Origin of the sequence: Microcoleus sp. POL10_C6 (assembly GCF_036701585.1) — a bacterium.
In the GTDB taxonomy this organism is placed as follows: domain Bacteria; phylum Cyanobacteriota; class Cyanobacteriia; order Cyanobacteriales; family Microcoleaceae; genus Microcoleus.
In genome coordinates this window covers 1-12,389 of record NZ_JAUBRB010000040.1, presented here as the reverse complement: position 1 = coordinate 12,389, position 12,389 = coordinate 1, and the positions used below count along the sequence as shown (strand labels likewise).

12 protein-coding genes are annotated in these 12,389 nt (G+C 44.4%); 7 read left to right on the top strand and 5 right to left on the bottom strand.

Annotated elements, in window-relative coordinates; translation table 11 throughout:
* Positions 1–84 precede the first annotated feature (84 nt).
* Positions 85–381, top strand: coding sequence for a 2Fe-2S iron-sulfur cluster-binding protein (locus tag QUA34_RS20555; RefSeq protein ID WP_333083505.1), 297 nt, complete (start codon positions 85–87; stop codon positions 379–381).
* A gap of 280 nt (positions 382–661) precedes the next feature.
* Positions 662–775 carry a photosystem II reaction center protein PsbM gene (psbM, locus tag QUA34_RS20550; protein WP_015177760.1) on the top strand — a complete coding sequence of 38 codons (114 nt, stop codon included), beginning with the start codon at positions 662–664 and terminating at the stop codon, positions 773–775.
* A gap of 121 nt (positions 776–896) precedes the next feature.
* On the opposite strand, the gene QUA34_RS20545 is transcribed toward psbM, so the two are convergent.
* Entirely contained in the window at positions 897–1,748 is an 852-nt protein-coding gene (locus QUA34_RS20545) for a universal stress protein (protein ID WP_333331358.1), read from the bottom strand.
* 141 nt (positions 1,749–1,889) lie between these two features.
* On the opposite strand from QUA34_RS20545, the gene QUA34_RS20540 reads away from it, so the two are divergent.
* The 5 genes from QUA34_RS20540 to QUA34_RS20520 all read left to right on the top strand — a co-directional run bounded on the left by QUA34_RS20540 (position 1,890) and on the right by QUA34_RS20520 (position 8,503).
* The gene (locus tag QUA34_RS20540) at positions 1,890–2,390 is read left to right on the top strand and encodes a thioesterase family protein (RefSeq protein WP_333083502.1); all 501 of its coding nucleotides are present in this window, start codon (positions 1,890–1,892) and stop codon (positions 2,388–2,390) included.
* Between the two features lie 142 nt (positions 2,391–2,532).
* Positions 2,533–3,594 carry a DMT family transporter gene (locus QUA34_RS20535; RefSeq protein WP_333389079.1) on the top strand — a complete coding sequence of 354 codons (1,062 nt, stop codon included), beginning with the start codon at positions 2,533–2,535 and terminating at the stop codon, positions 3,592–3,594.
* Positions 3,595–3,616: 22 nt separating this feature from the next.
* Positions 3,617–4,792: an ATP-grasp domain-containing protein gene (locus QUA34_RS20530; RefSeq protein WP_333331368.1), complete on the top strand. Its 1,176-nt coding sequence runs from the start codon at positions 3,617–3,619 to the stop codon at positions 4,790–4,792.
* 323 nt (positions 4,793–5,115) lie between these two features.
* The gene (locus QUA34_RS20525; RefSeq protein WP_333389078.1) at positions 5,116–8,277 is read left to right on the top strand and encodes a right-handed parallel beta-helix repeat-containing protein; all 3,162 of its coding nucleotides are present in this window, start codon (positions 5,116–5,118) and stop codon (positions 8,275–8,277) included.
* Positions 8,234–8,503, top strand: a complete 270-nt coding sequence (locus QUA34_RS20520; protein ID WP_333331374.1) for a hypothetical protein — start codon at positions 8,234–8,236, stop codon at positions 8,501–8,503. The genes QUA34_RS20525 and QUA34_RS20520 overlap by 44 nt, the downstream gene beginning before the upstream one ends.
* Here QUA34_RS20520 and QUA34_RS20515 read toward each other — a convergent pair.
* The 4 genes from QUA34_RS20515 to QUA34_RS20500 form a co-directional block, all read right to left on the bottom strand.
* A complete protein-coding gene (locus QUA34_RS20515; protein WP_333389077.1) occupies positions 8,492–9,448 on the bottom strand; it encodes a DUF6282 family protein in 957 nt (318 codons plus the stop codon). The genes QUA34_RS20520 and QUA34_RS20515 overlap by 12 nt on opposite strands.
* Before the next feature lie 68 nt (positions 9,449–9,516).
* Positions 9,517–10,422 carry an alpha/beta hydrolase gene (locus QUA34_RS20510; protein ID WP_333389076.1) on the bottom strand — a complete coding sequence of 302 codons (906 nt, stop codon included), beginning with the start codon at positions 10,420–10,422 and terminating at the stop codon, positions 9,517–9,519.
* Positions 10,423–10,436: 14 nt separating this feature from the next.
* Positions 10,437–10,883: a SufE family protein gene (locus QUA34_RS20505; RefSeq protein WP_333083494.1), complete on the bottom strand. Its 447-nt coding sequence runs from the start codon at positions 10,881–10,883 to the stop codon at positions 10,437–10,439.
* A 170-nt stretch (positions 10,884–11,053) separates the two neighbouring features.
* A complete protein-coding gene (locus QUA34_RS20500; protein WP_333389075.1) occupies positions 11,054–12,076 on the bottom strand; it encodes a GTP-binding protein in 1,023 nt (340 codons plus the stop codon).
* Between the last annotated feature and the right edge of the window lie 313 nt (positions 12,077–12,389).

The following is a 12,389-nucleotide window of genomic DNA, read 5'->3' as shown; positions in this document are numbered from 1 at the left end:
ATTGGACATCCTGTATTAAACGTCCGACACATTAGTTAATATTTTGTAATAGAGTTCCATGTCAACTGCGTTAAGGGATCGGCAATGGCCAATATCAAGTTTGTGAAGGAAAATCAGGAAGTCATCGCAGCAGACGGAGCCAATTTGAGGCTCAAAGCTCTAGAAAACCGCATCGATTTGTACACATTTTCGGGAAAGATGATGAATTGCGGGGGCATCGGTCAATGCGGCACCTGCATTGTGGAAATTGTCGAGGGTAGTGAAAATCTGTCGCCCCGCACTGACTTTGAGAATCGCAAGCTCAAGAAGAAGCCCGAAAACTATCGGTTGGCTTGTCAAGCTATGGTCAATGGCCAGGTGAGCGTGAAGACTAAACCGTGACTCTCAGAAGGCAGAAGGTTGATTAACAGAAAGAAAATGCAGAATGCAAAAATTGTGTTTTTTTTCCTATTTCACTGTATAATCACGCTTTTTGCTCGCCTAGGAAAAGAAACTTGGTTTCTAGGACAAATAAGAGATGGGGCAGCGAGGCATCCAAGCAGAAAGAGGGTTTCGACGCTTGTCGGTAAGCTCTTCTTCTGTCTTCGAGTTTGCCTTTTGCCTTTGAGTGATATCCTAGTTGTGTGTGTTTTTCTATTTTCCGATAGAGGCGAGCGTCTTCATGGAAGTTAACGATTTAGGGTTTGTGGCAACCATTCTGTTTGTATTGGTTCCCAGTGTTTTTCTAATCATTCTGTACATTCAAACAGCTAGCCGTCAAGGTAGAAAAGATTAGCAACTGCTGCTATTTCTGTCTGGCTTTGCTGCTTACAAAAAAAAGCGCCAACAGCTTTTTGCTGAGGCGCTTTTTTTGTTAACTGTTGAGTGTTAGCTGCTAACTTGTTAACTATGAGATTCTAGCCGACTGTGCGGGCTAGCAAGACGGGACAGTTGGCATAAACTCGCACGTAGTCTGATAGCGAATTTCCTAAGAGTCGATCGATATCCACAAAGTTTTTGGCAACGCTGGGTCGCCGATCCGGGGAACCGATTACCAACAAGTCGGCATTCAACTCGTCTGCAATCCGACAAATTTCTTCCCCTGGCTTGCCTGTAGCACTCACGCAGCGGTAGCTAACTCCCATTTGTTTGGTTAGTGCTACTGCTGGGGCCAATACAGCGTCTTTTTCAGCACTTGTTGTTAAATCTGTGCTGGATTTTCCCGTCAAATCTTTGGTGACGTGTACTAAAATTATCTCTCCGCCACTGACTTCTTTGACCAAAGATAGCGCAAGCTGTAATGACTGTTTGGCAGATTCTGATTTGTCTACCGCCACCATGACGCGCTTGATTTTTTTGACGTAGATGTCGTCTTTTACTAACAACATCGGTCGGGATGTTAGCTGGAAAACGTACTGGCTGACTGAGTTTTCCAAAATCGATTGCAGCCGTCCGAGTCCCCGGGAACCCATAATTACTAAGTCGGATTGTTCTTCTTCTGCGACTTGGCAAACTGTGGTTTTTGGGTCTCCCTGTTTGAGCCGAGGGTTGACTTTGCTGGGATCTATTTTCAAAGACTGGACTGCTTGTGCTAAAATCTTGCCTCCTTCTTCCAGTTTCTCGGCCATGCCATCGGAGGTTACTTGGGGCGGCACGACGTGCAAGACGGTGACAGAGGTTTGTTGCAAGGAAGGGATGTCCATCAACATATTAAACATCTCTTCGCACAAGCCGCGACCGGCGACGGCTACTAAAATTTTTTCTATCATGGTTTTGGCGGTAAAAACAGTTGAGTTTTCTTGTGCGACGTTAAACTAGGCCGTTGGTACTCTAGTTCGTTAATGTTAAGCATAGACCTGAAGTTTGTCTTATGATTTGTAGAAATGTAGCGTTTTGGAACGATTTGTAAAGTGTTAGAGAACGATCGAACTCAACCAGAGCTCGCACCGGCTGGTGCTATTCAAAATCGGCGTGGGATAGACTCTGATGGCTGGTTTGAATATTTGGTGCGAGTTTACCCTCACCATACTGACTATAGCGGTGTGGTTTGGCACGGGACTTATATTGCTTGGATGGAGGAAGCGAGGGTGGAAAGTTTGCGCTCTCTCGGCATCGAGTATGCAGACTGGGTGGCGCAGGGTTTGGAATTGCCCGTGGTGGAACTTTCGCTGCGCTACCACCGGGCTGTACAAATGGGTCAATCTGTGGCAGTCAGAACGCGGATGGCTGCTACCGAGGGTGTGCGGCTGCTTTGGGATTACGAAATTCGATCGGCTGATACTCAGGAGTTATATGTGACAGCACAGGTAACTTTGGTTGGTGTCGATCGCGACAAGAACAAGATTATCCGGCAATTGCCGCCGGCGCTAAAGGAGGCTTTGACAAGGCTTTCTGTTAAACCTTCAACCTAAGCTGCTGTTAACTATAAAAAATAGTTTTTGCAGCCCTAGTAAGTAGAGTGCGTGACTTTTGAGTCACTCCATTCGTCGCCCAAATTTTCTTTTGTCACGCACCCTACACAACTGCCTTCTGCCTTCATTGGAACTTTTAATAATGTCAAAAAAACTGGGATTGCCAGAGCCAAATATTGAACTTCAGCGCAATATTTTGGCAAAAACCGAGTTAAACTCTGCCTTAACAACTGAAGACAAAACTCTTGTTTCGGGAAAGCCAGACAGTTTAAAAAACGGTGAATTAGCTGACAGTCCAGGCAAAATTTGGGCGATCGCATCGCTGTCGGCGGCGCTGCTAGCGGTGTCGCTGGCGGCGATTTTTATTAGGTTGAGCGAACGAGAAATCAGCCCGAATGCTACTGTTTTTAACCGTTTGTGGATAGCAACTGTGGTATTTGGAGTGTGGAATGGTGCTGATGCTGCGCGTCGCCGAATGTCTGGGGGACAAGTTGAAGAGCGATCGAACTACACTCTGCAGGATGTGATGCTGTTAATAGCCGTAGGCGTGGTTTCTTCTGCTTCTGTGGGTTTCTGGGCCTGGTCACTGAGTCAGACTAATGTCGCTAATTCTACTGTACTGCGAAACTTAACTCCTTTATTTACTACTTTGGGGGGATGGCTGCTGTTGGGGCGACGCTTTGACAACAGGTTTTTGGTGGGACTGGCGGTGGCTTTGTCTGGCGCAATTGCGATCGGAATCGACGATTTGCAAACTGCGGGAGACAATCTTGTCGGCGACGTTGCTGCTCTTTTATCGGCGATGTTTTATGCAGGAAACCTGCTAATTTCTGAACATTTGCGAACCAAGTTTCCGGCGACAACTATATTGATGTGGCGCTGTTTTATGGGCAGTATCTTGGTTTTGCCACTGGTTCTCCTTGCGGGCGATCGAGTTTTCCCTTATTCTTGGGAGGGATGGCTGACGGTAATTGCTTTGGCCGTGGTTTGCCAAGCTTTTGGTCAGGGACTGCTTATCCACAGTCTAGGTCGTTTTTCGTCGGAATTTGTAGCTTTTTTCCTGCTCCTAGAACCGGTAATTACGGCTATTATGGCTTGGGTGCTATTTTCGGAAAGTTTGAGCTTGTTTAATTGGTTTGCTTTTTCTGTGGTTTTGGCTGGAATATATTTGGGAAAATCTAGCGGTTCCGTCGCTAAAAAATGAAACAAAAAGGAAAAACACTTAAATGATTCCCCGATCAGTTAGCCGGAATCGCTGGCATTATGACTTTAGTTTGCTGCCTCAATATTTGGAGGTACTGTTTGCTAAACTGCGGATTGCTGTGGTGTTCGGCGGCGACTGCGATCGCCCCGGCTCAGTGATTTACAAAACTCACAATCCCCGCGCTTGGAAGAGTTACGAAATCGTCGCCCGCGAGATTGCTACAGCCTTAGCAGAAATTGGCTTTAAGCACGTCTTTGTCCTACCTGATGACATGAACTTGCCGGAACAACTCAAACAAAAAAATATCCATTTAGTGTGGCTGAATACTGGCGGAGTCCAGGGCTACAATCCTGTTTGTCACACTCCCGCATTGTTGGAAATGTTGGGAATGCCTTATGTGGGTCACAATCCTTTAAACAGTTCAACTTTAGATAACAAACACGCTTTTAAACGGGAACTGCAATCAGTCGGAATTAAAACCGCTCCGTTTATGACTTGGCATCCTTCTCAAGGGATTTTGCAGCCTAATTTACATCAGCGTTTTGCCATTGCTTTTGGTGACTATCAAGGGCCGTTTGTTGTTAAACCAGTATCCGGTCGCGCTTCACTGCACGTTCATTTTGTAGACAATATTGAGGGTTTGTCTCAGGCGGTTTCGGACGTTCACCGAGATACTCACAATACTGCTTTAATTGAAAAATATTTGCCGGGAAGAGAATTTTGTGTAGCGGTTTGTGGCTATGTTACTTATGCTAAAGGCATATTTGATAAAAATACCAAACCTTTTGCTTTTTCGACTGTCGAGCGGGTGCTGGAGCCGGAAGAACGCATCTTTACTTCTATGGATAAAAAGGCGATTACGGCCGACCGAGGACGGTTGATGGGCGGTGAGGAACCTGAACTAAAAAAAGATTTAATTGAGTTAGCTCGAAAAATTTATTGGGAGTTTAGTTTGAACAGTTTGGTGAGGATTGATGTCCGAAGTGATGCTGATGGCTCACTTTATGTTTTGGAAGCAAATCCCAAACCGGATCTGAAACATCCAGGGGAAAATGTGACGAGTTTGGTAGCTTTAGGTTTGGCGGAATACGGAATGAGTTATAACGATTTAATTTTTAGTTTACTGGCGGATAGGTTGGATTATTTGTTGACTCAGCATATCGAAATTATTCCTCATATTGTGGATTTGCTTCATTAATCGGACTTGCAGGGTGCGCTGCACCTTACCTGTAAACAAAACGGATTTGTAAAGAAATATAAATTGTTGAGCCAAGTGAACACAGGCTGGCAAGTTGTGATAGCTTTGAGTAATATCAATTCCGGTTGCACTCCTCATGACAGTTGACTGTTGACTGTTGACTGTTGACGGGCGGGTCGCAAAACTGAATGGTTGATTGTTAACTGTAGACTCGATTTTCTTATTCCGATGCAACCGGAAACGATATAAGATAGCGAGTTGTGGATGTCCATTTTTTTCGTCAGCATCAAAATCACTCAATTTATATTAATTAGATAAAACAAATGGAAGCATTACTTTTATTAATAGGATTTGGAGGCGGGGCATTAGTCTGCTGGCTAATTTTGAATAAGCGAAATTCACGCAATTTGGTGCGGATGCAGGGTTCGCAGGAGGCTATATCGAATTTGGCTGCTCAGTTGGATGCCCGAACTTCGGAATTGCGACAAAAGCTACAGAATGAAAATCAGCTAAATTCTGAATTGTCCCAGTTGCAAAGTCGGTTGGAAACTGTGACTGGCGAGCAAGAATTGTTAAAAAATCAAGTGTCGGAAATGGAAGAATTTTTGGCAGGAATTGCCCAGGATCGATCGCAAATAGATGCTCTGATTGCTGATTTGCAGTTTCAGTTAGAAAATGCTCACCAAGCTGAGTCCCAGTTAGCAGAAGTGGCAGAACTTAAAGAGCTGTTAGAAGTTGCGGAGCAGGAGCGATCGCAGCTTAACGCTCAATTGCTGGAAATGCAAGCAGAGTTAGAGGCGGTTGATACAGAACGTTCTCAATTTCACGCTCTGCTGTCGGAATTTGAGAGTCAGTTGGAAACGGCTAGCCAAAGCCGATTGCAGGTACAGTACCAGTTGTCGGAAATTCAAATTAAGTTCGAGCGCTCGATTGAAGAGCGGCACCAACTTCAGTCTCAACTGTCGGGTTTGCAAACTCAACTGCAATTAGTCGAAGCAGAGCGATCGCAATTTACTTCGGAATTGTCAGAGCTACAAGCTCAATTGGAGAGTGCAGAGCAAGAACGCGAAATACTCAACTCTCAATTGCAAACCGCTCGCGAACAAGCACAGCAACCTCCATTTGAATTATTAGAACTGCAAAGAGAGTTAGAAGCTGCTAATCTAGATAAAATGCAGTTAAACTCTCAAGTTCATGAACTACAACTTCAATCCGAAATGGTTGTTTTAGAGCGAGAGAGACTGCTGTCTGAGTTGTCAGAATTGGAGTCTCAGATACATCGCAAGGAGGAAGATAGCTCGCAACTCCAGTCTCAGTTATCAGAACTGCAAGCTCAATTAGAAACTGCTAACACAGAACGATCGCACCTTTATTCTCAACTCTCGGAATCCCAAAGTCAAATCGAGACAGCCCATCAGAATCAAACTCAACTTCAATCTCAAATCTCCCAGTTAGAACGCCAGTTAGAAAGTGTGCGTCAAACTCGCTCTGAATTAGAATCTCAGCTAGAAACTGCTAACACAGAACGATCCCAACTTTATTCTCAACTCTCGGAAATTCAAACTCAAGCCGAGACAGCTAACCAGAATCAAAATCAACTTCAATCTCAAATCTCGGAGTTAGAACACCACTTAGAAAGTGTGCGTCAAAATCGCTCTGAATTGGAATCTCAACTCACTTCTCAAATCTCCCAATTGCAAAGTCAAACCGAGACAGCAAACCAGAATCACAATCAACTTCAATCTCAAATCTCCGAGTTAGAACACCAGCTAGAAAGTGTGCGTCAAAGTCGCTCTGAATTGGAATCTCAGCTCACTTCTCAAATCTCGGAATCCCAAAGTCAAATCGAGACGGCTAATCAGAATCAAACTCAACTTCAATCTCAAGTATCCGACTTAGAAAATCAGTTAGAAAGTGTGCGTAAAACTCGTTCTGAATTAGAAGTTCAGCTAGAGACTGCTAACACCGAACGCTCGCAACTTTATTCTCAAATTTCGGAATTCCAAACTCAAACCGAGACAGCTAACCAGAATCAAACTCAAATTCAATCTCAAATCTCCGAGTTAGAACGCCAGTTAGAAAGTCTGCGTCAAAGTCGCTCTGAATTGGAATCTCAGCTCACTTCTCAAATCTCGCAATTGCAAAGTCAAATCGAGACAGCCAATCAGAATCAATCTCAACTTCAATCTCAAGTATCCGAGTTAGAAAATCACCTAAATATTGTGTATCAAACTCGCTCTGAATTAGAAGTTCAGCTAGAAACTGCTAACACAGAACGATCGCACTTTTATTCTCAACTCTCGGAATTACAAAGTCAAACCGAGACAGCAAACCAGAATCAAAATCAACTTCAGTCTCAAATCTCCGAGTTAGAACGCCAGTTAGAGAGTGTGCGTCAAAGTCGCTCTGAATTGGAATCTCAACTCAATTCTCAAATCTCCCAATTGCAAAGTCAAATCGAAACAGCTAATCAAAATCAAACTCAACTTCAATCTCAAGTATCCGACTTAGAAAGTGAGTTAGAAAGTGTGCGTAAAAGTCGCTCTGAATTGGCATCTCAGCTAGAAACTGCTAACAGAGAACGATCGCACCTTTATTCTCAACTCTCGGAAACTCAAAGTCAAATCGAGACAGCAAATCAGAATCAAGCTCAACTTCAATCTCAAGTATCCGAGTTAGAACATCAGCTAGAGACAGTTTATCAAGAACGCTTGCTGGTAACATCGCAACTTTCCGAAGCGGGCTCACGACAATCTGAGCATTTTGAGTCGAAGTCAGGGCAAATTAAAGCATCTACTTCTGATCCCAAAGTTTTGAAGAGTCAAAAATTTGTTGTTTCTCAGCAGGGTCAAGGCGATTATACTACTATTAGCGAAGCGCTGAAAAATGCAGCACCGGGCACGCGGATTGACGTGCATCCAGGCGTTTATCGCGAAAGTCTAATTCTCGACAAATCGGTAGAAATTATCGGCAGCGGAGATGTCGATCGCATTGTGGTTGAAAGTATCAACTCAAACTGCATTAAAATGGCAACTGATACTGCTTTAGTGCGGGGTTTAACCCTGAGCGCCACTGGGAAATATTACACTGTCGATATTCGCAAAGGCGAGTTGATCGTAGAAGACAGCGATATCACTTCTGCGGACTATTCTGTCGTGGGAATTTGCGGCCCTGATGCAAATTCTATCCTGCGCCGCAGTCAAATTCATGATGGGGTATGGAACGGAATTTTTATATCGGATAATGGGAAAGCAACGGTGGAAGATTGCAGTATTTTTGACAACGGCAGTTTGGGAATAGGTGTCGGATTGGGAGGAAAATTGATCGTGCGCCGGTGTCGGATTAATGGTAATGAAGGTGAGGCAATCGGCATTTACAGAGATGGCATTGCTACCGTGGAAGATAGCGATTTAACGGGCAATGCTGGGGGTGCTTGGCGCATTGCAGATAACGGATACCTGCGCGGCAAAGGCAATCAAGAATAGAAGAAGGAAGTTCGGCAACGAGCAATGTACAAGATGTAACGGATGTCAGGAAGAGGGAAGTTCGGCAACGAGCAATGTACAAGATGTAACGGATGTCAGGAAGAAGGAAGAAGGAAGAAGGAAGAGGGAAGAAGGAAGAGCAAAGAGGGAAGAGAATTCCCAATTAACGGTTCCCAATCCCCGATTGCCAATTACCAATTACCAATTACCCGTTCTAAATGCCTAACAATCGAGCTGGATTGTGTTTCATCATTAAATCAATTTCGTGCGGAGAAATGCCTTGATTTATCAATTTTTTCACAAATAATTTGTAACCTTCTGCAGGTAAAGGATCGGGTTTTCTTCCCAAATCTGTACTCATAACAAAATGCTCGGCTCCTATTAGTTTAATCGCTGCTGCCATCTTACTAATAGGAACTTGATGCCAGTTTTTGTGTCCGTCATCAGCGGCATTTTCTCCCATCAAATCGTTGACAAATGCGAGTTCTAGAAAAGCTCCCCTCTGGGCGGCTGTTTGCATATTTTCTAGGGATAAACCGGGTACATCCGCCATGGCGTGGGTAATCAGGATGTTTTTAATGCTGAGCAGGTTGGCTTCAGCTACAACTGCCATCACTTCTTCTGAGGAAATATGACCAGTTTCCAATACCAAATTCTCTTTAGCTACCATCTTCAACACCGCTGCTGTTTGCGGTAAAACTTTGCCCTTTTCCGCAACTTTAATCCCCCTTCCCGACTTTTGAAAAACCTGCAAGTGATGCTCAGCATCAACCGTTGGCAGCCACACTACTTTACCGTATTTGCCGCCGATGCGGTGCATTGCTTCGACAGCTTGGGGATTAATGCCGCCGACAGCATAATTGAGAACAACTCCTCCGAAAACTTGGATTTCTGGTACTATTTTATTAACCAGAACTGCCCGCGCTGCTGTGCTGGCATAATGATTTTTCAATACCACAGCTTTCATCTTCGCCCTAGCAGCTAATTTCGCTACTTCAAAATCGTCTAATCTGCGAGGAATCACATCAGGAGAAGAATGAATGTGAAAGTCGATCGCACCTTCGATCGTACTCTTTGGCAAATTGACCATCGGCGAATCTCCGACAGCATAAACTGGCAGACAAAACCAATAGCAAACCATCCAAACTAACGTAAAAAAAACAGCTTGCATTCATCCCCTCTTCTCTTCTCGCCTCTGCGTTCTCTGCGACCTCTGCGGTTCATTCCCTCTTAATTCTCTCAAATAAAAGATTTAACCGCATTTGCTAAAGCTGCTGCATTCTCTTCGTGCATTCCCAAGGAACCAGGAATAACTCGCGACTCAACACCCGGTAATTCCGTTAATGCTTCCATTTCAGCCTTTGATTTGGGCGGCGCATTCTCAGCAATTACAACCATCACCGGCACTGCTAATTGTTGAAAATTATCTGTAAATTCCGATCGCACTTTTGCCGGATCTAAACCACCAGTCACAAAGGCAGCGGAACCGTATCTAGCACCGGGTTTTTGCGTCACTTGCCATTTACTTTGGATGAAATCGGGCGTGACTTTAGCTGCATCAACATAGACGTGGCGGCGGTACATCAAGCTGAGGAATGACGGCGCAGTGTTGAGTTTGTATAGGAATTGTCCCAGTAAGGGCGATCGTACTAATTCTCTCACAATTCCATGCCACCCGCTTTGCTGTTTGCTCATCGTCGGCAAAGGCCCGCGCCAAGTCGGCGCAGCTAACACAATCTTTGACCACACATTGGGCTGTGATTGCGCTAACTGCATCACATAACCCGCAGCATGACCTGCCGCAACTACAGCAACCGGACTATTAAAAATTGCCTCAACAAAATTCTTGATAAATTGATGGTATAGTTGCGGTTGATAGTCAGTTCGCGGTCGATCCGATTCGCCAAAACCCGGCCAATCTAAGCTCACAACTTGAAATTCAGAAGCTAACAATTCTGCTAAAGGACGCATTTCTTCTCGCGTCGAAACTGTACTGAAAGCAGGCAGCAGCAATACAGGATTTCCCTGTCCTCTGGTTTCGTAAATAACTTTGATTTGCGTTTCTTGCCAATTCCAGATATATTCTTGAACGGCAGCGGGATAGTTGCCCGAACCTGATTTTGTTAAATTGGTAGTTTGAGTCATAACTTTTTATTCTTTTAATTTGCTTCGGCTTGCTTGCTCAATTCACAAGCAAGCGCCTTATTTTTCATCATTTGAAAAATGTTGTAAAAGCCGTTCGCGCGGGAAGGTGTCAGACTCACATTCAATCCCGTGTCTTGAATAAAATCTGGGGTAATGGTGACAATTTCAGCAGGTGTTAATCCGCTCAAACCTTCCACCAGCAAGCCAACTAATCCTTTGACTAACTGAGCGTCTGAATCGCCTTGATACAGAACTTTTCCGTCTGCCAAATTTGCAGTAATATAAACTTGCGACACGCAGCCAGACACTTTGTTTTCCGGCAGTTTGTCGCTTTCGGAAAATGCTGGGAGTCGCTTGGCGTACCACAGCAGTTGTTCGTAGCGCTGTTTCGGATCGGAGTGTCGCTGAAAGCGCTGGACGATTTTAGCTAGGGCTGCGGGTAGTGCGGTGTTTGTGGACATGATTCACTCGTAGCGGTTTACTGCGTTAATATTATACCTTCAATTGTAGCAGGTAAGGGCGATCGATTTGAGATTTGAGATTTGAGATTTGAGATTTGAGATTTGGATTTATGCATGAGATAGTAGGGACACGGCAATGCCGTGTCCTCATGGGTTTTTCAGACACGATCTTAAACTAAGCAACTGTTCAGGTGTTCTCGAATTTGAGTGGTATCTAAGTTGCGGCCGATGACTACGAGTTGATTGTTAGGTGCGGTAAACCATTCGGAAGCATCTAATTCGTATCTGGGGCCGCTGAGTTGAAAGATGTGTCTCATTGGACTGTCGTTAAACCAGAGAATTCCTTTTGCCCGAAATACATCGAAGGGCATTTTTTCAGTGAGAAATTCTTGAAATTTGCGGACATCAAAAGGTCGATCGCTCTCAAATGATAATGAAATAAATCCGTCGTTATCTAAGTGATTGGAGTGATGTCCGTGATGATGGTGTTCGTGTTCGTGATCGTGTTCGTGTTTTTCCTCAATTTCAAGACTGTTGAAAATATCTGCTTGCGTTAAACCTACACCCAAAATTAAGGGTAGAGGAACTTCACCGTATCGAGAGTGTAAAATTCTCGCTCCTTCCTTAACTGTGCGAATGTAAGATTCTAACTCTTCTACTTTTTCTTGAGGAGCTAGATCGGTTTTGTTCAGCAGCACAATATCTGCAAATGCCACTTGTTTAAAAGCTGCTTCGCTGTCAAAATGATCGGGAGTGAATGTTTCGCTATCGACTACGGTAAGTACAGAATCTAGATTGGTTAAATCCCGCAATTCGGTGCCGACAAATGTCAGGATAATCGGCAGCGGGTCGGCCACTCCGGTGGTTTCAATTACCATGCAGTCGATGCGTTCTTCTCGTTCTAAGACTCGGTAGACTGCATCGACTAAGCCTTCGTTAATAGTACAACAGATGCAACCGTTGCTAAGTTCTACCATGTCATCTTCTGTAGAAACAAGAAGCTGCGAATCGATGTTGATATCGCCAAATTCGTTAACTAAAACTGCTACTTTTAAATCTTGGCGATTTTTGAGTATTTGATTGAGCAAAGTGGTTTTGCCGCTGCCGAGAAATCCGGTAATTATAGTTACTGGCATCCCTTTTTTGGGAAGATCGGCAATTAAATCTGGGGTTTGTACGGTGAGATTAGTCATTGTTATTCATTGGTTAATTGTAAAGGCATTGCTGTTAATTTCCAAAGCCGATCGCACCTCATCGCTGACAGCCCGGTGCGATCGCCTCTGCTAAGATACGGGCGATCGAGCCGATCGCGTACTGAGTCTGATAATCATTCTCACTATACCTGAAAATGCGGTTGCCGCGCAAGCTCTACAATTACAGATCGCTGCCATATCTCCGATCGAGCCTTAATCTGAATAGGTTACTGTAGTTAGGGCTTGCTGAATATATCGAGCGCATATTACGTGGGCTGGGTTAAGAGAGCGTGCGATCGAGAGTAAAGTGCAA

What these genes read in the sequence shown, in the direction of transcription:
- QUA34_RS20555 (WP_333083505.1), top strand. Translation starts at nt 85, where the DNA reads ATGGCCAATATCAAGTTTGTGAAGGAAAATCAGGAAGTCATCGCAGCA.
- QUA34_RS20510 (WP_333389076.1), bottom strand. Translation starts at nt 10,422, where the DNA reads ATGACTCAAACTACCAATTTAACAAAATCAGGTTCGGGCAACTATCCC.
- QUA34_RS20515 (WP_333389077.1), bottom strand. Translation starts at nt 9,448, where the DNA reads ATGCAAGCTGTTTTTTTTACGTTAGTTTGGATGGTTTGCTATTGGTTT.
- QUA34_RS20500 (WP_333389075.1), bottom strand. Translation starts at nt 12,076, where the DNA reads ATGACTAATCTCACCGTACAAACCCCAGATTTAATTGCCGATCTTCCC.
- QUA34_RS20505 (WP_333083494.1), bottom strand. Translation starts at nt 10,883, where the DNA reads ATGTCCACAAACACCGCACTACCCGCAGCCCTAGCTAAAATCGTCCAG.
- QUA34_RS20535 (WP_333389079.1), top strand. Translation starts at nt 2,533, where the DNA reads ATGTCAAAAAAACTGGGATTGCCAGAGCCAAATATTGAACTTCAGCGC.
- QUA34_RS20530 (WP_333331368.1), top strand. Translation starts at nt 3,617, where the DNA reads ATGATTCCCCGATCAGTTAGCCGGAATCGCTGGCATTATGACTTTAGT.
- QUA34_RS20545 (WP_333331358.1), bottom strand. Translation starts at nt 1,748, where the DNA reads ATGATAGAAAAAATTTTAGTAGCCGTCGCCGGTCGCGGCTTGTGCGAA.
- QUA34_RS20525 (WP_333389078.1), top strand. Translation starts at nt 5,116, where the DNA reads ATGGAAGCATTACTTTTATTAATAGGATTTGGAGGCGGGGCATTAGTC.
- psbM (WP_015177760.1), top strand. Translation starts at nt 662, where the DNA reads ATGGAAGTTAACGATTTAGGGTTTGTGGCAACCATTCTGTTTGTATTG.